General features: G+C 71.7%; 22 protein-coding genes. 8 read left to right on the forward strand and 14 right to left on the reverse strand.

The genetic code is table 11. The annotated features are described in order from the left end of the window. Positions 1-56 precede the first annotated feature (56 nt). From alc to BMZ92_RS27975, 4 genes are read right to left on the reverse strand one after another with little or no spacing between them, the layout of a single operon-like run. Positions 57-1,061: an allantoicase gene (alc, locus tag BMZ92_RS27960; RefSeq protein ID WP_091513520.1), complete on the reverse strand. Its 1,005-nt coding sequence runs from the start codon at positions 1,059-1,061 to the stop codon at positions 57-59. Then, the gene (gene allB, locus BMZ92_RS27965; RefSeq protein WP_091513523.1) at positions 1,061-2,383 is read right to left on the reverse strand and encodes an allantoinase AllB; all 1,323 of its coding nucleotides are present in this window, start codon (positions 2,381-2,383) and stop codon (positions 1,061-1,063) included. The genes alc and allB overlap by 1 nt, the downstream gene beginning before the upstream one ends. Next, a complete protein-coding gene (locus BMZ92_RS27970) occupies positions 2,383-3,252 on the reverse strand; it encodes a 2-hydroxy-3-oxopropionate reductase (protein WP_091513525.1) in 870 nt (289 codons plus the stop codon). The genes allB and BMZ92_RS27970 overlap by 1 nt, the downstream gene beginning before the upstream one ends. Then, positions 3,249-4,034: a hydroxypyruvate isomerase family protein gene (locus BMZ92_RS27975; protein WP_091513528.1), complete on the reverse strand. Its 786-nt coding sequence runs from the start codon at positions 4,032-4,034 to the stop codon at positions 3,249-3,251. Before BMZ92_RS27975 ends, BMZ92_RS27970 begins: the two co-directional genes overlap by 4 nt. A 90-nt stretch (positions 4,035-4,124) precedes the next feature. Here BMZ92_RS27975 and BMZ92_RS27980 point away from each other — a divergent pair, with 90 nt between their 5' ends. From BMZ92_RS27980 to BMZ92_RS28000, 5 genes are read left to right on the forward strand one after another with little or no spacing between them, the layout of a single operon-like run. Next, positions 4,125-4,589, forward strand: a complete 465-nt coding sequence (locus tag BMZ92_RS27980) for a helix-turn-helix domain-containing protein (RefSeq protein ID WP_091513531.1) — start codon at positions 4,125-4,127, stop codon at positions 4,587-4,589. 31 nt (positions 4,590-4,620) lie between these two features. Continuing rightward, entirely contained in the window at positions 4,621-5,088 is a 468-nt protein-coding gene (gene uraD, locus BMZ92_RS27985) for a 2-oxo-4-hydroxy-4-carboxy-5-ureidoimidazoline decarboxylase (RefSeq protein WP_091513533.1), read from the forward strand. After that, a complete protein-coding gene (gene uraH, locus BMZ92_RS27990; protein ID WP_091513535.1) occupies positions 5,085-5,399 on the forward strand; it encodes a hydroxyisourate hydrolase in 315 nt (104 codons plus the stop codon). Before uraD ends, uraH begins: the two co-directional genes overlap by 4 nt. A gap of 3 nt (positions 5,400-5,402) precedes the next feature. Further along, positions 5,403-6,287 carry a factor-independent urate hydroxylase gene (pucL, locus tag BMZ92_RS27995; RefSeq protein WP_091513537.1) on the forward strand — a complete coding sequence of 295 codons (885 nt, stop codon included), beginning with the start codon at positions 5,403-5,405 and terminating at the stop codon, positions 6,285-6,287. 8 nt (positions 6,288-6,295) lie between these two features. Beyond that, the gene (locus BMZ92_RS28000) at positions 6,296-7,624 is read left to right on the forward strand and encodes a nucleobase:cation symporter-2 family protein (protein WP_091513540.1); all 1,329 of its coding nucleotides are present in this window, start codon (positions 6,296-6,298) and stop codon (positions 7,622-7,624) included. On the opposite strand, the gene BMZ92_RS28005 is transcribed toward BMZ92_RS28000, so the two are convergent. The 6 genes from BMZ92_RS28005 to BMZ92_RS28030 form a co-directional block, all read right to left on the reverse strand. After that, positions 7,575-7,955, reverse strand: coding sequence for a hypothetical protein (locus BMZ92_RS28005; RefSeq protein ID WP_091513541.1), 381 nt, complete (start codon positions 7,953-7,955; stop codon positions 7,575-7,577). The genes BMZ92_RS28000 and BMZ92_RS28005 overlap by 50 nt on opposite strands. 13 nt (positions 7,956-7,968) lie before the next feature. Then, positions 7,969-10,221 carry a xanthine dehydrogenase subunit D gene (pucD, locus tag BMZ92_RS28010; RefSeq protein WP_091513543.1) on the reverse strand — a complete coding sequence of 751 codons (2,253 nt, stop codon included), beginning with the start codon at positions 10,219-10,221 and terminating at the stop codon, positions 7,969-7,971. Next, positions 10,218-11,549 carry an 8-oxoguanine deaminase gene (locus BMZ92_RS28015; RefSeq protein ID WP_091513544.1) on the reverse strand — a complete coding sequence of 444 codons (1,332 nt, stop codon included), beginning with the start codon at positions 11,547-11,549 and terminating at the stop codon, positions 10,218-10,220. Before BMZ92_RS28015 ends, pucD begins: the two co-directional genes overlap by 4 nt. Further along, entirely contained in the window at positions 11,546-12,004 is a 459-nt protein-coding gene (locus BMZ92_RS28020) for a (2Fe-2S)-binding protein (protein ID WP_091513547.1), read from the reverse strand. The genes BMZ92_RS28015 and BMZ92_RS28020 overlap by 4 nt, the downstream gene beginning before the upstream one ends. Beyond that, a complete protein-coding gene (locus tag BMZ92_RS28025; RefSeq protein WP_091513548.1) occupies positions 11,995-12,852 on the reverse strand; it encodes an FAD binding domain-containing protein in 858 nt (285 codons plus the stop codon). The genes BMZ92_RS28020 and BMZ92_RS28025 overlap by 10 nt, the downstream gene beginning before the upstream one ends. A 101-nt stretch (positions 12,853-12,953) precedes the next feature. After that, positions 12,954-13,544, reverse strand: a complete 591-nt coding sequence (locus BMZ92_RS28030; protein WP_091513550.1) for an SRPBCC family protein — start codon at positions 13,542-13,544, stop codon at positions 12,954-12,956. Between the two features lie 100 nt (positions 13,545-13,644). Between BMZ92_RS28030 and BMZ92_RS28035 the strand changes: the two genes are divergently transcribed. Then, entirely contained in the window at positions 13,645-15,081 is a 1,437-nt protein-coding gene (locus BMZ92_RS28035) for a PucR family transcriptional regulator (protein WP_091513553.1), read from the forward strand. Here the strand turns inward: BMZ92_RS28035 and BMZ92_RS28040 are convergent. Continuing rightward, positions 15,069-16,244: an FAD-dependent monooxygenase gene (locus BMZ92_RS28040; protein WP_091513555.1), complete on the reverse strand. Its 1,176-nt coding sequence runs from the start codon at positions 16,242-16,244 to the stop codon at positions 15,069-15,071. The two genes, BMZ92_RS28035 and BMZ92_RS28040, sit on opposite strands and share 13 nt — an antisense overlap. A 90-nt stretch (positions 16,245-16,334) precedes the next feature. On the opposite strand from BMZ92_RS28040, the gene BMZ92_RS28045 reads away from it, so the two are divergent. After that, the gene (locus tag BMZ92_RS28045; RefSeq protein ID WP_091513556.1) at positions 16,335-16,805 is read left to right on the forward strand and encodes a MarR family winged helix-turn-helix transcriptional regulator; all 471 of its coding nucleotides are present in this window, start codon (positions 16,335-16,337) and stop codon (positions 16,803-16,805) included. Between the two features lie 25 nt (positions 16,806-16,830). Here BMZ92_RS28045 and BMZ92_RS28050 read toward each other — a convergent pair whose 3' ends face one another. Further along, positions 16,831-18,024: a DUF6986 family protein gene (locus tag BMZ92_RS28050; protein ID WP_091513559.1), complete on the reverse strand. Its 1,194-nt coding sequence runs from the start codon at positions 18,022-18,024 to the stop codon at positions 16,831-16,833. Position 18,025: 1 nt separating this feature from the next. Continuing rightward, the gene (aceB, locus tag BMZ92_RS28055) at positions 18,026-19,600 is read right to left on the reverse strand and encodes a malate synthase A (protein WP_091513560.1); all 1,575 of its coding nucleotides are present in this window, start codon (positions 19,598-19,600) and stop codon (positions 18,026-18,028) included. Between the two features lie 87 nt (positions 19,601-19,687). On the opposite strand from aceB, the gene BMZ92_RS28060 reads away from it, so the two are divergent. Continuing rightward, positions 19,688-20,464, forward strand: coding sequence for an IclR family transcriptional regulator (locus BMZ92_RS28060; RefSeq protein ID WP_091513562.1), 777 nt, complete (start codon positions 19,688-19,690; stop codon positions 20,462-20,464). Here the strand turns inward: BMZ92_RS28060 and BMZ92_RS28065 are convergent. Further along, the gene (locus BMZ92_RS28065; protein WP_091513565.1) at positions 20,461-21,330 is read right to left on the reverse strand and encodes a Fic family protein; all 870 of its coding nucleotides are present in this window, start codon (positions 21,328-21,330) and stop codon (positions 20,461-20,463) included. The two genes, BMZ92_RS28060 and BMZ92_RS28065, sit on opposite strands and share 4 nt — an antisense overlap. Positions 21,331-21,472: the final 142 nt, after the last annotated feature.

Raw genomic sequence — 21,472 nt, forward strand, 5'->3', positions numbered from 1 at the left:
ATGCTGGCGGGAGCCGCCCGATGACCACAACGTCGAGGAACCCACCTTTTCGGCCATCAGCCGGACTGCGCCGCCCGGAACCGCTCGGTGAACTCCGACCGGCCGCGCTCGGTCAGCCCGCCGTACAACCGCAGGCGCGCCATGCCGCCGTCGGGGTAGATGTCCAGGCGCAGGTGCGAAAGCTCGCGGGGCTGCTCCAGCGGGAAGCGGTGCCGGGTGTCCGGCTGCAGCCGGGTGCGGGGCAGCACCTCGAACCACGTCTCACCGTCCAGCGAACCCGACAGCGACGCCCAGCCGGGCGCGTTGCCCTTGAAATGGCTGGTGTCCAGCTCCGCCAGCCGCGGCACGCCCTCGCCGGCGAGCGCGATCTCGACCCAGTCGTTGCCGTCGTCGCGGCGGCGGGCGGTCTCCCAGCCCTCCCCCATCACGCTCGCGAAGCCGGGCGAGATCAGGTTGTTCGGCGAGGAGTAGAACATGTTGCTCGCACCCGTCACGCGTGCGCCGTGCTCCAGCGCGGCGAGGTCGAACGAGCCGAGGTCGAGCAGCCGCGGGTCCGCGACCGGCCTGCCGTGCACCCGGAACCGCGCCACCCCGCCGTCCGGGTGGATGCTCAGCCGCACGTGCGTCCACCGACGCGACGAGGAAACCTGGAACGGGTTCTCGCTGTCCCCCTTCAGGGCGGACTTCGGCACGAGCGTCGTCCAGTCCAAAGCGGACAGTTCCCCGGGGCTGGGGTAACCGTCCACCGCGACCGCCTCGACGGACGCGAACGGCGGGTAGTTGCCGGTGAAGAACGCGGTGTCCACGACGACACCGGTCACCACACCCGGCAGTCCGAGGCGGACGATCGCCTGGTCGATACCGGGTTCGCGGCGCCGCCGGGTTTCCCAGCCGTCGTAGATCTGCCCCTTGTGCCCGAAGCTCCACGGCCGGAACTCCGGCTGTTCGGGCTTGATCAGGTTCTCCCGCTCGGCGAACAGCTCGTCGTTCGCCCACACCACGCTGCCCCCGACCCGGCGCGAAGCCAGATCCGGGTCGGCGGTCCACTCCGGACGGTCCACTACTTCCTCCCCCGCACCAGCAACCGGCCCCGCGGCTCTCCGGTGATCTCCTTGCCCCGCAACCACGTCGAGCGCACCGCGCCGGTCAGCGACCGGCCGTGGTAGGCGCTCACCGGGTTGCGGTGCCGCAGGTTCGCCACGTCCACCACGAACTCCTCGTCCGGCGCGAACACGCAGAAGTCCGCGTCGGCACCCGCCGCGATCCGGCCCTTGTGGGTCAGCCCGACCTGCGCGGCGGGGCGCTCCGCCATCCACCGCACCACGTCGGCGAGGCCGAAACCACGCGCACGAGCGCCCGTCCAGACCGCGGGCAGGCCGACCTGCAGGCTGGAGATCCCGCCCCACGCCTCGCCGAAGTCCCCGCTGTCGAAGCGTTTCAGCTCGGGCGTGCACGGCGAGTGGTCGCTGACCACGAAGTCGATCAGCCCGTCGGCGAGCCCCTGCCACAGCTGTTCGCGGTTGCCGGCTTCGCGGATCGGCGGGCAGCACTTGAACTGCGTGGCCCCGTCGGCGATCTCCTCGGCGGTGAACGTCAGGTAGTGCGGACAGGTCTCGACGGTCAGCGACACCCCGTCCTCTCGCGCGGCGGCGATCAGCGGCAGTGCGTCCGAAGAGGACAGGTGCAGGATGTGCACGCGGGCGCCGGTCCGCCGGGCGAGCTCGATAACACGGGCGATCGCGCGGTTCTCGGCCTCACGCGGGCGGGAGCCGAGGAAGTCGCCGTAGTGGCGGCCGTGGGGCTGGGGCGCGTGCTCGATCGTCTCCGAGTCCTCGGCGTGGATGATCATCAGGGCGCCGAGGTCACGCAGCAGGCGCAGGTCGCCTTCCAGCTCCTCGTCGCCGAGCGGCGGGAACTCGTCGACGCCGGAGTGCAGCAGGAAGCACTTGAAGCCGAACACGCCCTCCGCGTGCAGTGCCCGCAGCTCACCGGCGTTGCCGGGGATCGCGCCGCCCCAGAAGCCGACGTCCACGTGCACGCGCCCGGCCGCCGTCTTGCGCTTGAGGTCCAGCGCGGCGACGTCCACAGTCGGCGGCAGGCTGTTGAGCGGCATGTCGACGATGGTCGTGACACCGCCGGCCGCCGCCGCGCGGGTGGCCGTCTCGAAGCCCTCCCACTCGCTGCGCCCGGGGTCGTTGACGTGCACGTGGGTGTCGACGAGACCGGGCAGCAGGACGACGTCCTCGCCCAGCTCCACCGCCCGGTCACCACGCAACGTGCCGTACGGCTCGACCGCGGTCACGGTCTCGCCGTCCACCCCCACGTCGAAGGCCCCTTCACCCGCGGCGGTCACCGCTCGCCGCGCCCGGAACACCAGCCGCATCAGACCTCCTCCCGCCCGGACAACTGGGCTACGAGTTTCAGCAGGGCGCCGTGGTCGAGACCGCCGTGGCCCTGGGCGTTCAGCGCGGCCATCAACTGCGCCACCGCCGCACCCAGCGGGATCGCCACCCCGGCCTCACGCGCGGCGGCCTGCACGATGCCGAGATCCTTGTGGTGCAGCTCGACCCGGAACCCCGGCGTGAACTCGCGCCGGACCATCGCGGCGGCCTTGCGGTCGAGGACGCGGTTTCCCGCCAGCCCGCCCGAGAGCACCTTGATGGCGGCTTCGGTGTCCACGCCGTGGGCTTCGAGGAAGACCAGCGACTCGGCGACGAGCTCGATCGTGCCCGCGACGATCAGCTGGTTGGCGGCCTTGACCGTCTGCCCGGCGCCCGCCTCGCCCACGTGCACGACCGTGCTGCCCACCGCGTCGAGCACCGGGCGCGCGGCGGCGAAGTCCTCGGCGCCGCCGCCGACCATGATCGACAGGCTGCCCTCGATCGCCCCTTGCTCACCACCGGACACGGGCGCGTCGAGCGCCCGCATCCGCTCCGCGATCGCGCGGGACACATCCGGCCGGATGGTGCTGCAGTCGACGAGGAGCGTGCCCGGTTTCGCGTGGGCGAGCACGCCGTCCTCGCCGAGGACGACCGCCTCCACGTCCGGCGAGTCGGGCAGCATCGTGACCACCACGTCCGCGTCGCGCACCGCGTCGGCGACGCTGTCCGCATCCCGCCCGCCGGCCTCGACGAGCCTGTCCACCTTGGCGCGGCTGCGGTTGTAGCCCGTCACGTCGAACCCGGCCTTGACCAGGTTCGCCGCCATCGGACCGCCCATGATGCCCAGGCCGATGAAGCCGATCTTCGTCATCGCCGCCCTCCCAGCCAGCCGAACGAGTCCTCGGTGCGCCCGCTCGGCACGTATTCGAGCCCGACATACCCGTCGTAGCCCGCCTCGGCGAGTTTCGCCAGGTAGCCGGGGATGTCCAGGGCACCGGTGCCGGGCTCGTGGCGGCCGGGCACGTCGGCGACCTGGACGTGCCCGATCCGCGCGGCGTGGTGCGAGATCACCGCGTCGAGGTCGTCGCCGTTGGTGCCGAGGTGGTACAGGTCGAACAGCAGCGCGACGTTGTCCCGGCCCAGCTTGTCGCACACCGCGAGCGCGTCCGCGGCGGCCTTGAGCGGGTAGTTCTCGATTCCCGACAGCGGTTCGAGCACGAGCCGGGCGCCGATGCGGGCGGCGGCCGCCGCCGCTTGGTCCAGTATGGACAGTGCGTGCTCGTCCTGCGCGGTCGGGTCGAGGCCGTCGATGCGGTTGCCGTACAAGGCGTTGAACGTGCGGCAGCCCAGCCGCTCGGCGATGCCGACCGCGATCGCGACGCTGTCGGCCAGCTCCTGCTCCCGGCCGATCCACGACACCAGCCCGCGCTCCCCGGAAGCCATGTCCCCCGCGAAGAAGTTGAGGCTCACCAGGCGCACGCCCGCGTCGGACACCGAGCGCACGAACGCGTCCACCTCGCGGTCACCCGGGTGCGCGGTGTCGAACGGCCACCAGTACTCCACCGCGGTGAACCCCGCCGCGCGGGCGGCCTCGGCGCGTTCCAGCAGGGGAAGCTCGGTGAAGAGGAGCGAGAGGTTCACGTCGTACCGCATGCCGCCTTCTTCCAGATAGCGGAAAGTCAATTCCGTATGTTGAGAATACCGGGATGGTCTTCCCCTGGTCAACGGGCTACCGTGCCAGGAGTGGAGCTGAGAGCCGAGTTCACCACTGAACCCTTCCGCGGCGAAGGCGAGCCTCCCGAACACGCCGTCCGCGCTCGCGAAGCGGCGGTGAAGGCCGGGCTCACGGTGGATTTCGGCCCGCTCGGCACCACCGCGTCCGGCGACTCCGACGCGCTGCTCGACGCCCTGCCCGCCATCGCCCGTGCGGCGCTCGACGGCGGTGCCACGCGCTTCACGCTGCAACTGTCCGCAGGGGACGGTCCGCCCGTCGTCGAACCGGCGCCACAGCTGGCCCGGCTCATCCGCGAGGTCGAAGCGCAGCTGGGCAGCCCGCTCGCCGACCTCGACCGCGCGGGGAAGCAGCGGGCCGTGCGCCTGCTGGAGGAACGCGGCGCGTTCGCCCTGCGGAAAGCCGTCGTCACCATCGCCTCCGCTCTCGGGGTCACCAGGTTCACGGTCTACAACTACCTGAACCGCGAGCATTGACTTCAACAAATTGTTGACGGACTATCAAGCGGTGCCCCTCGACCTGACCGGGTTCAACTCCGCACCTGCCGCCGAACTCCGGCCGGTGCTCAGCGCGTGCCTGGACGTGCCGCGCTGGGTGGAGGCGGTGCTCGCCGGGCGGCCGTACAGCGACGTTGACGCGCTCCAGGCCGCCGCGGACCTCACGTTGACGCCGGACGAGATCCACCGCGCGATGGCCGCACATCCGAGGATCGGCGAGCGGGCGAGTGGCGCGTCGAAGACCGAGCAGTCTGGAGTGGACAGTGCCGCGGCCGAGAAGTTCCGCAGCGCCAACGCCGAGTACGAGGCCCGCTTCGGGCACGTGTTCCTCGTGTGCGCCAGCGGCCGCAGCGGGGACGAACTGCTGGCGAACCTGCGTGAGCGCATGGCCAACGACCCCGACACCGAACTGGCCGTCGCAGGCCGGGAGCTCGTCAAGATCGCCCAGCTGCGGCTGGCGAAGGAGGTGCACGGGTGAGCCTCGTGACCACGCACGTGCTCGACGCCGCGAAAGGCCGTCCCGCCGCGGGTATCGCGGTGCGCCTGGAATCCGGCGGAAAGGTCCTGGCCGAAGGGGTCACGGACGACGACGGGCGCGTCCGCAACCTCGGGCCGGACGAGCTGGCGCCGGGCGTGTACCGCCTGGTCTTCGACACCGGCGAGTACCTCGGGCCGGACGGCTTCTTCCCCGAGATCACCGTGACCTTCCGGATCGCCGACGCGCAGGCGCACCACCACGTCCCGATCCTGCTCAGCCCGCACTCGTACACCACCTACCGAGGGAGCTGACCCGTGGCGATCACCCTGGGGCCCAACCAGTACGGCAAGGCCGAGGTCCGGCTGGTGACGGTGGACCGCAGCACGCCGGTGCACGAGATCAGGGACCTCACGGTGTCGACCTCGCTCCGGGGTGACCTCGCCGCGACGCACCTGCACGGCGACAACGCCGGCGTCCTGGCGACGGACACGCAGAAGAACACGGTGTACGCGTTCGCCAAGGAAAGCCCGGTCGGCGAGATCGAGGACTTCGCGCTGCGGCTGGGGCGGCGCTTCGTGCGCGGCAACATCACCGGCGCCCGCATCCTGATCGACGAACACGCCTGGCAGCGGATCCCCGTGGACGGCAAGCCGCACGAGCACTCGTTCTCCCGCGCGGGAGACGAGAAGCGCACGACGGCGGTGACGGTGGACGGCGACCGCGCGTGGGTCGTCTCGGGGCTGCGTGACCTGGTGGTGCTCAAGTCCACCGGTTCGGAGTTCCACGGCTTCCCGCGCGACGAGTACACGACGCTGCCGGAGACCGACGACCGCATCCTGGCGACCGCGGTCACCGCGCGCTGGCGCTACCAGGGCTCCGGGATCGACTGGGCGAACAGCTTCGGCGAGATCCGGCGCCTGATGTTGGAGACGTTCGCCACGTTGCACAGCTACTCGCTGCAGCAGACCCTGTACGCGATGGGCGAGGCGGTGCTGCGTGAGCGGCCGGAGGTGGCCGAGATCCGGCTCTCCCTGCCCAACAAGCACCACTTCCTGGTCGACCTCACCCCGTTCGGCCTGACCAACGACAACGAGGTCTTCTACGCGGCCGATCGCCCGTACGGACTCATCGAAGGTACGGTGATCCGCGACGACGCCGAAGACGCCGGACTCGCCTGGCACACGCTTCCCGCATTCTGAGGAGTCGCATGACCGCGACGGCGTCCACTGTGGACACCCACCCCGTCGACCGTAAACCCCCCGCCGCACAGCTGGTCGTCGGTGGCGTCCAGCACGTCGCCGCGATGTACGCCGGGGTCGTCGCGCCGCCGTTGATCATCGGCGGCGCCGTGGGGCTCTCGCCGGGGCAGCTGAGCCTGCTGATCAGCGCGAGCCTGTTCACCGCGGGGCTCGCGACGTTGCTGCAGACGCTCGGCGTGTGGCGCTTCGGCGCGCGCCTGCCGCTGGTCAACGGCGTCACGTTCGCCAACGTCGCCCCGGTGCTGGCGATCGTGCAGCAGCACGGGCCGCGGAACGCGCTCGGGCTCGTCTACGGGGCGACGCTCGTCGGTGCCGCGCTGATGGTGCTCGCCGCGCCGTTCTTCTCCCGGCTGACGCGGTTCTTCCCGCCGCTGGTGACCGGCACGGTGATCACGCTGATCGGGGTGTCGCTGCTGCCGGTGGCGGTCGGCTGGATCTCGGACCAGCAGGACAGCGTGCAGCCGCGTGGTCTCCTGCTGGCCGGGATCACGCTGCTCGCGGTGCTGGCGTTCAACCGCTTCCTGTCCGGGTTCCTCAGCCGGATCGCGTTGCTGCTCGGGCTGGTGGTCGGCACGCTCGTGGCGTGGCCGCTGGGGCAGGTCGACACGTCGACACTGCGGGACGCGCCCGCGTTCGGCGTCGCGAGCCCGTTCCACTTCGGCGCGCCGGCGTTCGACGTCGCGGCCATCGTGTCGATGGCGATCGTGATGCTCGTGATCATGGCGGAGAGCACGGCGGACATGCTCGCACTCGGCGAGGTCGTCGGCAGGCCCACGACGCAGCGCACGCTCGCCGACGGGCTGCGCGCGGACGGGCTCGCCACCGCGGTGAGCACGGTCTTCGGCGGGTTCGCGTGCACGGCGTTCGCGCAGAACATCGGGCTCGTCGCGCTGACCCGCATGGTCAGCCGGTACGTGGTGGCGGCGAGCGGGGCGATCCTGGTGCTGCTGGGGCTGTTCCCGGTGGCGGGCGGGATCGTGGCGCTCGTGCCGCAGCCGGTGCTCGGCGGGGCGGGGCTCGTGTTGTTCGGCAGCGTCGCGGTCAGCGGGGTGCGGACGCTCGCCCAGGCGTCGTTCGACAGCCCGGCGAACGTCACGATCGTCGCGGCGGCGCTGGGTGTCGGCGTCATCCCGATCGCCGCGCCGCACTTCTACGCGCACTTCCCGTCGGCCGTCCAGACGGTGCTGAACTCGGGGATCAGCGCGGGCTGCGTCGTCGCCGTGGTGCTCAACCTGGTGTTCGGGAAACGGGAACGAAGGTCCGCAGCTGCTCGCTGAGCACGGGCCGGTCGAACGTCTTCAGCCGGTCAGCCCAGGCGAGCAGGGTTTCCCATGGTGGCACGGAAAGCCCGTACTTCCGGATGTCACGCCGGAACGCCGGGAACCGCAACAGTTTCACGGCCGCCGCGAGACCACCGGGGATGCGGGCGGCGAGCGTGATCAACTTGCCCGGCAGGCCCGGCGGGTAGTTGTCGAAGGCCTCGCACGCGACGAGCACCAGCCGCCCGATGCGCTCGGCGCGGCCCTCGGAGATCAGGAACTGCGCGCCGCCCCAGTCGTTGAGGACGAGCGTCACGGGCGGGGACGGCCGCGCCACCGCCACCGCCACGGTCCTGAACCCCTCACACGCCGGTGATGTGCTCCGGCCGCACGGGAACCCTCGTCAGTGCCCGTCCCGTCGCCGCGCGGATCGCCGCCACGATGGCCGGGGTGGACGAGATCGTGGGTGGCTCGCCGACGCCCCGCAGGCCGTACGGCGCGTGCGGGTCGGCCCGTTCCAGCACGTCGATCGACATCGGGGGCATGTCGAGCACCGTCGGGATCAGGTAGTCGGTGAAGGACGGGTTGCGCACCTTGCCGTCCCGCACCTGGATCTCCTCCATCACCGCCAGCCCGAGCCCCTGCGCGGACCCGCCCTGGATCTGGCCCAGCACCGCCTGCGGGTTGAGCGCCTTCCCGACGTCCTGCGCGCAGTCCAGCGCGACCACCTTCACCAGGCCCAGCTCCACATCCACGTCCACGACCGCCCGGTGCGCCGCGAACCCGTACTGCACGTGGGCGTTGCCCGCACCGGTCTCCGGGTCGAGCGTCTCCGTGGGCCGATGCCGCCACTCGACAGTCTCGTCGAGGACCGCGTCGCCCAGCACGTCCGCCAGGTCCGCCAGCACACCGTCCCTTGTGGACACCAGCTTCCCACCGACCAGGTCGAGATCGGCCGACGCGTGCTCGACACGGCTGAACAGCGCCTTGCGCACCGCCAGGCACGCCGCCCGCACCGCACCGCCCGTCACGTAGGTCTGCCGCGACGCCGACGTCGAACCCGCGTTGCCGATCGAGGTGTCCATCGGCAGGATCGTCACCTGCTCGACGCCCAGCTCCGTGCGCACGATCTGCTGCAGCACCGTGACCAGCCCTTGCCCCACCTCGCACGCCGCGGTCTGCACGGTTGCGGCGGCCTCCCCGCCCACCACCTCCAGCCGCACGCGCGCCGTCGAGTAGTCGTCGAAGCCCTCGGAGAAGCAGATGTTCTTGATGCCCACCGCGTAGCCGACCCCGCGCACGACGCCCTCGCCGTGGGTCGTGTTCGACACGCCACCGGGCAGCGTCCGCAGGTCCCGCTCCCCCTCGGGTTCCGGCGGCAGCGGCTTGGCCGCCAGCCGCTCGAGCAGCTCCGCGACCGGCGCCGGTGAGTCCACGACCTGCCCGGTCGGCATGACCGAACCCTCGCTCATCGCGTTCCTGACCCGGATCTCCACCGGATCGAGCCCGCACGCCTCCGCCAGTCTGTCCATTTGCGACTCGTACGCGAAAGCCGCCTGTACCGCGCCGAAGCCACGCATAGCGCCACACGGTGGGTTGTTCGTGTACGCGCCCCAGCAGTCGATGCTCACGTTCGGCACGTCGTACGGCCCGACGCCCAGCGTCGCCGCGTTCGCCACCACCGCCGGTGTCGAGGACGCGTACGCCCCACCGTCGAGGTAGATGCGCGCCTTGACGTACACCAGTTGCCCGTCCGCGTCGGCGCCGTGCTCGTAGTGCAACGTCGCGGGGTGGCGGTGGACGTGGCCGTAGAACGACTCCTCGCGGTTGTAGACCATCTTCACCGGCTTGCCGGTGTGCAACGCGAGCAGGCACGCGTGGACCTGCATCGACAGGTCCTCCCGGCCGCCGAACGCCCCGCCGACCCCGCCGAGCGTCAGCCGCACCTTCTCCTCGGGCAGCCCGAGCGCGGCCACGATCTGCCGCTGGTCGACGTGCAGCCACTGGGTCGCGACGTACAGGTCGATCCCGCCGTCCTCCGCCGGCACGGCGAGCCCGGACTCCGGCCCGAGGAACGCCTGGTCCTGCATGCCGACCTCGTACGAGCCGGTGACGACGACCTCGGCGCGTGCCTCCGGGTCGCCCCGGCGGATCGGCACGTGCCGCACGACGTTCCGCTCCTCGGCGACGGCCTCCTCGGCGTCGGTGACGGGTTCGAGGACCTCGTAGGCGACCTTGATCCGCTTCATCGCACGGCGCGCGGTCTCGGGGTGGTCGGCGGCGACGAGTGCGACCGGCTCGCCCTGGTACCGCACGACGCTCTCCGCGAGCACGGGCTGATCCGGGTGCTCCAGCCCGTAGCGGTTCACGCCGGGCACGTCCTCGTGCGTCAATACGGCGTAAACCCCGGGCACCGCAAGCGCTTCCGCGGTGTCGACACCCGTGATGCGGGCGTGGGGGTGCGGGCTGCGCAGGGTCGCGCCCCACAGCATGTCCTCGTGCCACAGGTCCGAGGAGTAGGCGAACTCGCCCCGCACCTTGCCGATCCCGTCCGGGCGACGCGGGCTGCTGCCGATGCCGCTCGCGGTGCCGGTGGCCTGCTCGGTCGTCGTCATCGCAACCTCCTCGCGGCCGCGGTCAGCTCCCCGGCCAGCGCGTGCTCGTCGGCGGTGTGCAGCTCCCCGTCGGCCACGACGGTTTCGCCGCCGACCATCAGCAGCTTCACGTCCGGCGTGGCGCCCAGCACGAGCGCCGCGACCGGGTCCTCGATGCCCGCGTAGCGCAGCCCGGTCAGGTCCCACACCACGAGGTCGGCGAGCTTGCCGGGTTCGAGCGAGCCGAGTTCGTGCTCACGGCCCAGGCACCGGGCACCGCCCATCGTGCCCAGCTCCAGCGCGTCCCGGACGGTCAGCGCCGTGGGGCCGCCCCGCTGCCGGGCCTGCAACAACGCCTGGTGCAGCTCCTCCCCCAGCCCGCCGGACTCGTTGGACGCCGCGCCGTCCACGCCGAGCCCCACCGGGGCGCCCGCGTCGAGCAGATCCCGCACCGGGGCGATACCGGTACCCAGCCGGCCGTTGGACGTCGGGCAGTGCGCCGCGCCGGTGCGCGTGGCGCCGAACCGGCGGATCGCCGTCGGAGCCAGGTGCACGCTGTGCGCGAGCCACACGTCGCCGCCGAGCCAGCCGAGTTTGTCGGCGTACTCGGCCGGGGTGCAGCCGAACTCGGCGAGGCACTGGGCCTCCTCGTCGAGCGTCTCGGCGAGGTGCGTGTGCAGCCGGACTCCTTTGCGGCGCGCCAGTTCCGCCGCGCCGAGCATCAGCTGCTCGCTGACGGAGAACGGCGAGCACGGCCCGACCGCGACCCGGATCCGCGCGTTCGGCGAGTCGTCGTGGTGGGCGTCGATGGCCGCCTCGGTGCCGAGCAACGCGGCTTCGGTGTCCTCGACCAGGTTGTCCGGCGGCAAGCCGCCCTGCGACACCCCGCGGTCCATGGAGCCACGCACGAGGTGCGCGCGCACGCCGATCCGCCGCGTCGCCTCGACGAGGGCGTGCATCTGGTCGCCGGCGTCCGCCGGGAAGACGTAGTGGTGGTCGGCGACGGTCGTGCAGCCGGTCAGCGCGAGCCGCGCGAGACCGGCGCTCGCGGCGGCGTGCGTGATGTCCGCGTCGAGCCTTCCCCAGACCGGGTACAGCTCGACGAGCCACTGGAACAGCGTCGAGTCCGCGGCCAGGCCGCGCGTGGCCCACTGGTACAGGTGGTGGTGGGTGTTCACCAGGCCCGGCGTGATCAGGCAGCCGGTCGCATCGACCACGACGTCACCTTCGCCGGGGCCTTCGCCCACCGCGACGATCCGGTCGTCCTCCACCACGACGTGGCCGGACCGGTACTCGGTGCCCTCGGCGTCGACCGTCGCGATCGCCGCGTTCCGCAGGACCGTCCTCATCGCTTCGCCGCCATCCGGACCGCGTCCAGGATCTTCTCGTACCCCGTGCAGCGGCACAGGTTCCCCGCCAGCGCCTCGCGGATCTCCTCGTCGCTCGGGTCCGGCACGCGGTTCAGCAGGTCGTGTGCCGCGACGACGAGCCCCGGCGTGCAGAACCCGCACTGCACGGCGCCCGCGTCGACGAACGACTGCTGCACCGGGTCGAGCCGCTCACCCTCGGCCAGCCCCTCGACCGTGCGCACCTCGCGGCCCTCCGCCTGCCCCGCCGCGACGAGGCAGGAGCACACCGGCACGTCGTCGAGGTACACCGTGCACGACCCGCATTCGCCCTGCTCACAGGCGTTCTTCGAGCCGGGGAGGCCCAGCCGCTCACGCAGCACGTACAGCAGGCTCTCGCCCTCCCACACGTCGTCGGCCTGCCTGGCCTCGCCGTTGACCGTCACGTTCAGGCGCATGCCTGGCCCCCCTCGGAGTTTTCGCGCCACGCCCAGCCCAGCGTCCGCCGGGCCAGCACGGACAGGGCGTGCCTGCGGTAGGCGGCGGTGCCGCGCACGTCGTCGATCGGCTGTGCCGCCGCCGCGACCAGCTCCCCGAACCGGCGCTTGAGCGAGTCCGGCAGCGGCGCGCCCCACGGCAGCTCGGCGGCCAGGAACTCCTCCGCCTCGGGTACCCGGCGCGGGGTGGGCGCGGCGGAGCCGATGGCCGCCCGCACCTGTCCCTCGCCGAGCGCGAGCGCGAACGAGCAGACCGCGATGACCATCGCGTTGCGCGTGCCGACCTTCGCGAACTGCTGGGAGCCGGAGCGCGGCGGCAGGTGCACCGCGGTGATCAGCTCGTCCTCGGCGAGCGCGTTGCGCTTCACCCCGACGTAGAACTCCTCGGCCGGGATCCGACGCGTGCCACGCACCGAGGCCGCCTCGATCTCCGCGCCCGTCACGAGCAGCACCGGATGCGTGTCCCCGGCCGGTGAGGCCGCCCCGAGGTTGCCGCCGACCGTGCCGCGGTTGCGGATCTGCGGCGAGCCGACCGTCCGCGAAGCCATGGCGAGCCCCGGCAGCCGGTCGCCCAGCTCGGTGATGACGCGGGTGTAGGGCACCCCGGCGCCCAGCCGGACACCCGAGTCCGAAGTGGACGATTCGGTGAGCTCGCGGACGCGGGTGAGGTCGAGCAGCGCGGCGGGACGGCGGTGGCCGAAATTCAGCTCGACCATGACGTCGGTGCCGCCGGCGATCGGTACCGCGTCGGGCCGCTCGGCCTTGAGGGCCAGCGCCTCGGCGAGCGTCTGGGGTCGCAGGAAGTCCACCCGGTCAGTACAACGCCGTGACCCACGCCACGGCAACGGCGCGGAAGTACGAACCCACGCCCTGGTCAGGGCCGGTCGTTCGTACTTTCCCCCAGTCCGTGTTAACGCGAAGGTGTGTACGCGGCCAAAGTGCGTTCCGCGGCGGCCGCGGCCACGTTCGGCTGCGCCCCCGCCGCCTCGTACGCCGCGCGCCACGCCTCGTTGCTCGCGGCGAGGTACTTGTAGTACTCGTCCGAGCTCTCCCAGCCCTCCGGGTGCTTGAAACCGGCGAGGTGGACGCCGAGCCCGAGCACGACCAGGTCCCAGCCGATGCCCACCGCACCCGGCCCGAACTGGTCCCACTGCTGCTCGTCGTCGAGCCCCGAGTGCTCCAGCTCGAACATCGTGCCGCCCTTGACGGCTTTCAACCGCACCTCGACCGTCGACGGCGGCGCCTGCCCGAACTCCCACGTCACCTGCAGCAGCCGCGGCGCCTGGCACCGCAGGATCTCACCGTGGGCGTTGTCCTCCAGCTGGTAGCGGCCGCCCACCGTCAGGTCGCCGCTGACCGGCAGGAACCAGCTGTTCAGCCGCTCCCGCTCGGTGCAGGCACCCCACACGTCCTCCGGTTCGGCGACGTAGCCGCGCCGCAGCACCACCGACCGGTCGCCCACCTGCCGCTTGACGGCGCCGATCTGCGCGGCGATGTCCATCCCCTGCTCCTCTCCGAACTCCGCGCCCCCGGTTCACTGTCCCCGGCCCCGCGCGCTCGCGCATCTCCAGCGCACGGCCCGTCACTAGGATCGGCTCGTCATGACCCTGGTGAAGACGCTGCTGGAGATCCCCGAACTGCGCCTGCGGCTGCGCACGGGATCGGCGCTGCTCGACCGCGCGGTCAGCCGGATCTACGTGACCGAGCTGCCCGACCCGAGCCGGTACGTGTCCGCGGGCGAGGTCGTGCTCACGGGCCTGCTCTGGTGGCGGCGGCCGGGGGACGCCGAACCGTTCGTGGCGGCGCTGGCGCGGGCCGGCGTCGCGGCACTGGCGGCGTCGGGCGCGGACACCGAGGGCATCCCCGACGACGTCGTGCGCGCGTGTGCCCGGCACCGGATCCCGCTGCTGGAGGTGCCCGCCGACCTGTCCTTCGCGGTGATCACCGAACGCGTCGTGCTGGCGCTCGCCGCCGACCGCGGCCGCGAGCCGAGCGGGGCGCGCAAACGCTTGCTGTCCTCGGCCGACGCACCCCTGCCGGTCCTGCTGAGGCAGGGCGCGCAGGAACTGGGGGCGCCGTGCTGGGTGCTGTCGGCCACGGGGCGGGTCGTGGGCGGCACCGCCCCGGAGGCGCCGCCCGTCGAGTGGTACACCCCCGGCCGCGAGCGCGTGGTCGCCGACCGGTACACGCTCCTGCCGGTGGGCGGGCGGTTCGCCGTGCCGTGGGTCCTCGCCGTCGGCTCCCCCGAAACCGGTGAGCTCGCCGACGAACTGGCCGGGCTGCTCAGCCTCGCGCGGGCACGCGCCGAGCAGGTGCGCCGCACCGCCGACCGGGCCGCGGAACCGCTGTTCGGCGCGCTCGGGAGCGGCGCGGGCGACCTCGCGGCCGCCTTCGCCGCCACCGGCCGGGCCGAACCGGTGCGGGTCGTGGTGCTCCGCACCCCGGACGACGAACCGGCGCTCGCCGCGGAACTGCTGGCCGAGCTGGTCGCGGACGTCCCCGCCTCGCTGGGCTCACTCGGCGACGACGCGTGTGCGGTCATCGAGGCAGACGAGCAGTGGCCGGACACGGCACGCGCGCGACTGTCCACTGTGGACCTATTCGTCGAGGTTTCCCGTGTCTACGCCGGGATCAGCGGGCCCGCCACGGTGGACGGCCTGCGTGGCGCGGCACAGGAAGCGCTGCACGCCGCGGAAGTCGCTGCCCGCCGCTCGCAGCGGCTGGCCGTCGTCGCGGGCGAGGACGTCGCGGTGCACCGGCTGCTCGTCGCCGGCGCACCCGACGAGCTGCGGCGGTCGGTGCGGGAGCGGGTGCTCGGCGGCCTGCTCGCCTACGACGCCGCGCAGGGCACCGATCTCGTGCACACCGTCAGGGTGTTCCTCGAATGCTCCAGCTCCCCCACCGCCGCCGCCAAGGCGCTGCACGTCCACGTCAACACGCTGCGCTACCGCATCGCCCGCGCGTCCGAGCTGCTCGGCCTCGACCTCAACGACTTCCGCACGCAGGTGGACGTCTACCTGGCGCTTCAGGCCGGGTAGTCCGGCAGGACGAGCCCGTTGTAGACGTCGTCCCGCTCTTCGGGCGTGCCGAGGGTGCCCGCGCGCAGCGCCTCGTTGCGGGCGGCCAATGCCTCCTCCGTCCGCGGGGACAGCGCCCCGCTGCCGCCGAGGGCGAGCGCCTGGTTCCGGTTCACGAAGTCCCGCGCGGCCTCCTCGTAGGCGGTGAACGCCTTGGCGTGGTCGTCCCGCGAGGCCAGCTCGCCCGCCAGCAGGTACGCACCCACGAGCGCGATGCTCGACCCCTGGCCGGAGAAGAAGGACGGGGCGTACGCGGCGTCGCCGACCAGCGCGACCCGCCCGGAGGACCAGCGCGGCAGGTGGATCTGGCTGACCACGTCGAAGAACAGGTCGTCGGCGGTCCGCATCCTGGCGACCAGGTTCGGCAGCTGCCAGACCTGCTCGGGGAACATCGAAGCGACGAGGTCCCGCTGTGCGGCCGGGTCCGCGAAGGCGTCGAACGGCGGGTCCTCCCGCAGGAACGTCAGGAAGCCGTGCACGTCGCCCTGCTCGCGCGGGGCGTAGAGGACGGCCGTGCGCCCGGCGGCGTTCCAGGCGACGCCCTCCTGGGAGAGTCCCAGCTCGTTGGGCACCGTGAACCCGGCGAAGCAGTATTCGAGGTAGCGGTGGAACGGCGCCTCGGGCCCGAACAGCAGCTCACGGGTCCGCGAGTGCAGCCCGTCCGCGCCGACGACCAGGTCGAAGCGACGGCGGGTCCCGCTGCGGAAGGTGACGTCCACGCCGTCGTCGTGCTGGTCGAAGGTCTCGATCGAGTCGCCGAAGAGGTACTCGACGCTGTCGCGCGTGATGTCGAACAGCGCGTTCGCCAGGTCGCCGCGGGGAATCTCGATGTCGTGTTCCTTGTCCCCGCCGGCGAGCTCCTGCGGGGAAACGCTGGTGATCGGCTCGCCCGCCGGGTCCAGGAAGGTGAGCTTGCGGACGTCGACACGGGCTTCCCGCAGGCGCGGCAGGATGCCCATGCGGTCGGCGACCTCGACGGCGGTGCCGCGGAGGTCGATCGGGTAGCCGCCGCCGCGCAGGGCCTGCGCCCGCTCGACGATGGTGACCTCGAAGCCGTAGCGGCGGAGCCAGTAGCCGAGCGCCGGGCCGGCGATGCTGGCACCGGAGATCAGGACGGTGGTCATGGTGGAGTCCCCCTGGTCGATTAGGTAACTTAGGTAGGTTTCTGAAGCCCGAACATATACCTAAGTTAGGTATCTATCAAGGAGGTGGTCATGGCCGAGCCCACGCTGCTCACGCTGCTGCCCCACCTGATGCGGCTGAGCCGGGTGATCGGCCGGGGCCAGCTGGTGGAGCGCGCGATGGCCGCCACGAACTCGGGACTGGACCGGCCGGCCATGTCGGTGTTGTTCCAGCTGCGCATGGCCGAGGAGCCGCTGCGCATCGGTGAGATCGCCGCGCGGATGGAAGTCGCGGGGCCCCACGTCACGCGGCTGGTGCAGGGCATCGAACGGCGGAAGCTGGTGCGGCGGGTGGTCGACCCGCAGGACCAGCGCGCCCGGTTGATCGACCTGACGCCCGAGGGCAGGCAGGTGACGGACCGGTACCTGGAGACGATCCTGGGCTGGTTCGAGGAGGCGCTGGCGGCCTGGCCCGCCGAGGACCGCGACCGGTTCGCCACGCTGACGAAGCGCTTCGCCGACGACCTGGCGAACCGCCTGGCGCTCTTGGACGAGGAGGATTAGGCGGGTCCGGGTGCGGGCCTGCCAGTCAGCCCTCCCGGCGGGCGTAGGCGTCCAGCCGCGCCCGGGGCAACGGCATCTCCGCCTCGTCAAGCGCGCCGCAGTCCAAACCCCGGCACAGGAACATCGCGAGCGCCTGTGCCGTCGCCGGTTCGTCCAGCACGCCGCTGTCGGCCTGGGCCGCGTAGTCACGAAGGCGCGCCGCGGCGGACGGGAGGCCCTCGCGGAAGAACGTGTACGTCGCGGCGAAGCGGGTCGGCAGCTGGTGCGGGTGCAGGTCCCAGCCCTGGTAGAACCCGCGCTCCAGCGAGCGCCGCACGAGGCGCAGGTGCTCCCGCCAGCCCTCCAGCAACCGCTCCCCCACCGGCAACCGGTTCGTCGAGCCGTCCGACAGCCGCACCCCCGTGCCGGCGGCGCTGACCTGCATGAACGCCTTCGCGAAGTCCGCCGCCGGGTGCTCCATGCTCTGGTACGCCGCCGCGATGCCCAGGCCCGCGCTGTAGTCGTACGTGCCGTAGTGCAGCCCGCTGCACCGCCCCTGCGCGGCCTCGATGATCCGCGGCACGGCGACGGCCCCGGAAGCGTCCACAATGGACTGCGAAGTCTCGATCTGCACCTCGAAGCGCAGCGTCCGCTCCGCGAGCCCGTACGCCTTCTCCAGCTCGCCGAGCACGTCCGCCGCGACCGCGACCTGCTCGACGGCCGTCACCTTCGGCAGCGTCACCACGAACCCCCGCGGTAGCTCACCGCCTTCCAGCACCGCGCCGAGGAACAGGTCCAGCGTGCGGATCCCCCGGCGCCGCGTGGCCCGCTCGAAGCTCTTGAACCGGATTCCCACGAACGGCGGCGACTCCCCACCGGCGAGAACCCGGCCGCAGGAAACCGCCGCGGCGTCCTCGGCCTCGTCGCCCGGGTGGCCGTAGCCGTCCTCGAAGTCGATCCGCAGGTCCTCGATCGGCTCCGTGGCCAGCTTGCGCTCCACGCGCGTGACGATCCCGGGGTCCAGCCCCAGCTCCTCGCCGCGCTCGACGAAAACCGCCCGCGCCCGCTCACCCCACTCGGCGAGCAGGCCGGGCGCGTACCGGTGCGCCGGCACGTACACCGTGTGCACCGGCTGACGGCCGGCCGGCTCACCGGGGTACCGCGCCGCCACCCTCGCGTCCACTTCGGACAGACGGGCGTCGGCGGCGTCGTACACCGCGTCGGTGAGCCGGCCCGTCACGTCAGGAGATCCGCTCGTAGGCGGACAGGGTCAGGAAGTCGACGTACTGCTCGGCGAGCGCGACCTCCTCGAACAGCTCGACGGCCGGCGTCAGCAGCTCGGCCGGGATCTGCCCGTCCAGCTCCTTGCGCACGTCGTCGAGGACCGAGCGCACCAGCTCACGCGTGACCTTCTCGCCGTTGTCGAGCGTGATGCCGTTCTGCACCCACTGCCACACCTGCGAACGGGAGATCTCGGCGGTGGCCGCGTCCTCCATCAGGTTGTGGATGCCCGCCGCGCCGTTGCCGCCCAGCCACGAGGCGATGTAGCGGACGCCGACGTCGACGGCGCCCCGCAGCCCGGCCTCGGTCGCCGCGCCCTCGGTCGCCGCCACGTTGAGCAGGTCGTCCGCCGTGACGTGCACGTCCTCGCGCTTGCGGTCCAGCTGGTTGGGCTTGTCCCCGAGGACCTTGTCGAACTCCTCGCGGCACAGGTCCACCATGCCCGGGTGCGCGACCCACGAACCGTCGAAGCCGTCGCCTGCCTCGCGAGCCTTGTCGGCGTGGACCTTCTTGGAGGCGTTCTCGTTGACCTCGGGGTCCTTGCTCGGGATGAACGCCGCCATCCCGCCGATCGCGAACGCGCCGCGCTTGTGGCAGGTGCGCACGAGCAGCTCGGTGTAGGCCCGCATGAACGGCGCCGTCATGGTCACGCTGTTGCGGTCCGGCAGCACGAACTTCTCACCGGCGTCGCGGAAGTACTTGATGATGCTGAACAGGTAGTCCCAGCGGCCCGCGTTGAGGCCGGATGCGTGCTCACGCAGCTCGTAGAGGATCTCCTCCATCTCGAACGCCGCGGGGATGGTCTCGATCAGCACCGTCGCGCGGATCGTGCCGTGCTCGATGCCCAGCTCCTTCTCGGCGTGGGTGAACACGTCGTTCCACAGCCGCGCCTCGAGGTGGCTCTCCATCTTCGGCAGGTAGAAGTACGGGCCCTTGTCGCCGGCCAGCAGCGCGCGCACGTTGTGGAAGAAGTACAGCCCGAAGTCGACGAGCGCGCCGACGCCCTTGCGGCCGCCGAAGGTCAGGTTGCGCTCGTCGAGGTGCCAGCCGCGCGGGCGGACGACGATCGTGGCGAGCGGAGCGTCTTTCCGCAGCTCGTAGTGCTTGCCGTTACTGTCGAGGCTGATGTCGCCCCGGATCGCGTCACGCAGGTTGACCTGGCCGCCGACGACGTTGCGCCAGTGCGGCGTGTTCGCGTCCTCGAAGTCCGCCAGCCACACCTTCGCGCCCGAGTTCAGCGCGTTGATGGTCATCTTGCGGTCGGTGGGGCCCGTGATCTCCACCCGCCGGTCCTGCAGCGCGGGCGGCGCGACCGCGACCTGCCAGTCACCCTCGCGGATGTGCTTGGTCTCGGGGAGGAAGTCGAGCCTGCCGGTCCGCTTCGCCTCCTCGCGGCGCTTCGCGCGGGCGGCGAGCAGCTCGTCGCGCCGGGCCGCGAAGTTGTCGTGCAAGCCGGCCAGGAAATCCAGCGCCTCCGGCGTCAGGATCTCGTCGCCTCGCTCGACCTGTCCGCCGAGCACCTGGACCTCAGACATGCGGCAACACTCCAAAAGACAGACATACGGTTTCTACATGACGGACTATAGTTTCTGCATAGCGGAAGCTCAACGTGAGGAGAGCGGGTGGCCGAGGAGAAGAGCGGGCGCGACGGCAGCGTCCAGTCGCTGCGTCGGGCCTTCGAGCTGCTGGAGCGGCTGGCGGACACCGGCGGCGAGGCGAGCCTGTCCGAGCTGGCGGCGACGTCCGGGCTGCCGATGCCGACCATCCACCGGCTGATCCGCACCCTCGTCGCGCTGGGGTACGTGCGGCAGAACACCAACCGCAGGTACGCGCTGGGGGCGCGGCTCATCCGCCTCGGCGAGAACGCGAGCATGCAGTTCGGCACGTGGGCGCGGCCGCTGCTGGCGGAACTGGTCGACGAGGTCGGCGAGACGGCCAACCTGGCGGTGCTGGAGCGCGACGAGGTGGTGTACGTGGCGCAGGTGCCGTCGAAGCACTCGATGCGCATGTTCACCGAGGTCGGGCGGCGCGTCCTGCCGCACGGGACGGGCGTCGGCAAGGCGATCCTGTCGCAGCTGCCGCCGGAGGAGGTGCGCGCGCTGCTGGAGCGGACCGGGATGCCGTCGTACACCGAGCACACGATCACCGATCCGGAGGAGATGCTGCGGCACCTCGCCGTGATCGCGCGGCAGGGCTACGCCGTGGACGAGAGCGAGCAGGAGCTGGGCGTGCGCTGCGTCGCCGCGCCGCTGACCGGCACGCCCGCCCCCGCGGCGGTTTCGGTGTCAGGGCCGGAGGGCCGGCTGACGAAGGAGGCCGTGTCGCGCATCGCCCCGGCGGTGCAGCGCGTGGCGGAGACGCTGTCGGCCCACCTGGCGAACGAGGACCTGAGCGCCTAGGCGGCGAAGGGGTCGGTGTCGTCTTCGGGAACGCGGTTCCTCACAACCTTTTCGTGGATGGCCCGGAGTTCGGGCCGCGCGACGTAATGACGGCCCCGCTTCTCCCCGGCGGCTTCGAGCAGACCGGCCGTCACCAGCGCCCTGAGGTCACGGCTCGCCGTGGCATCGGTGATCTCCTCGGGGGTGTCCTGGAAGTAAGCGCGGTAGGTGGCGTTGCGCACCCGGAGGCCGACCATCGCGTCGAAGAGCGCCATGATGCTCCGCTCCGGCAGCCTGTGCTTCTCCACCAGCAGTTCCAGCTCGGACCACATCCGGCTGCTCTCCCGGATCCGGCGGAGCATCGTTCTGGCCTGGCGGACGTGGGCTGTCATCGTGAACCGGATCCACGGCCGCGCGTCACGACCGGGCTGCCACGTCCCGCCGCCCACCATCGCCAGGACGTCGTAGTACGCCTGCGTGTTACGTCCGAGGTACTCCTCGATGCTCATGAACACCGGGTTGAGGACTCCACTGCGGGCGAGCACGAGGCTCTGGAGACAGCGCGCCATCCGCCCATTGCCGTCGCGAAACGGGTGCACCATGACCAGGTTCAGGTGGGCCATCGCCGCCCGGACGATGTCCGGGCAGTCCGCCTTCTCGTTCAACTCGGTCGCGAGTTCCCTCATGAGGGCGGGCACCTGCTCGATCTCGGCACCTTCGTGCACGATCTCGCCGGTCGCGTCGTTGCGCACGTAGATCGGACCGGCTCGCCACCGGCCCGGCCGGTTCTTGAGCGCGTAGCTGGTCATCATGTAGTGCAGGCTTTTGAAGAGCTGGTCGCTGTAGGTGAAGTCGTCGTCCTCGGCCACCTGCAGCACGTACGTCATAGCCTCGCGATAGCCGCGCAGCGCGAGTCGTGTCTCCTCGTCAGCATCTAGACGAGTAATGCGTAACTCGGTCAGTGGTCGTAGGCGGTGAGGGATCGGGTGACGGGTTGGCCGGTGGCGCGGTTGTGCCAGATGGCGGCGG

Source organism: Amycolatopsis sacchari (assembly GCF_900114035.1).
In the GTDB taxonomy this organism is placed as follows: domain Bacteria; phylum Actinomycetota; class Actinomycetes; order Mycobacteriales; family Pseudonocardiaceae; genus Amycolatopsis_E; species Amycolatopsis_E sacchari.

Coding starts and splice junctions, on each gene's coding strand:
- BMZ92_RS28035 (WP_091513553.1), top strand. CDS start 13,645: ATGACCCTGGTGAAGACGCTGCTGGAGATCCCCGAACTGCGCCTGCGG.
- aceB (WP_091513560.1), bottom strand. CDS start 19,600: ATGTCTGAGGTCCAGGTGCTCGGCGGACAGGTCGAGCGAGGCGACGAG.
- BMZ92_RS27970 (WP_091513525.1), bottom strand. CDS start 3,252: ATGACGAAGATCGGCTTCATCGGCCTGGGCATCATGGGCGGTCCGATG.
- BMZ92_RS28040 (WP_091513555.1), bottom strand. CDS start 16,244: ATGACCACCGTCCTGATCTCCGGTGCCAGCATCGCCGGCCCGGCGCTC.
- BMZ92_RS28020 (WP_091513547.1), bottom strand. CDS start 12,004: ATGCGCCTGAACGTGACGGTCAACGGCGAGGCCAGGCAGGCCGACGAC.
- BMZ92_RS28030 (WP_091513550.1), bottom strand. CDS start 13,544: ATGGACATCGCCGCGCAGATCGGCGCCGTCAAGCGGCAGGTGGGCGAC.
- BMZ92_RS27975 (WP_091513528.1), bottom strand. CDS start 4,034: ATGCGGTACGACGTGAACCTCTCGCTCCTCTTCACCGAGCTTCCCCTG.
- BMZ92_RS28045 (WP_091513556.1), top strand. CDS start 16,335: ATGGCCGAGCCCACGCTGCTCACGCTGCTGCCCCACCTGATGCGGCTG.
- allB (WP_091513523.1), bottom strand. CDS start 2,383: ATGCGGCTGGTGTTCCGGGCGCGGCGAGCGGTGACCGCCGCGGGTGAA.
- BMZ92_RS28000 (WP_091513540.1), top strand. CDS start 6,296: ATGACCGCGACGGCGTCCACTGTGGACACCCACCCCGTCGACCGTAAA.
- pucD (WP_091513543.1), bottom strand. CDS start 10,221: ATGACGACGACCGAGCAGGCCACCGGCACCGCGAGCGGCATCGGCAGC.
- BMZ92_RS28015 (WP_091513544.1), bottom strand. CDS start 11,549: ATGAGGACGGTCCTGCGGAACGCGGCGATCGCGACGGTCGACGCCGAG.
- BMZ92_RS28065 (WP_091513565.1), bottom strand. CDS start 21,330: ATGACGTACGTGCTGCAGGTGGCCGAGGACGACGACTTCACCTACAGC.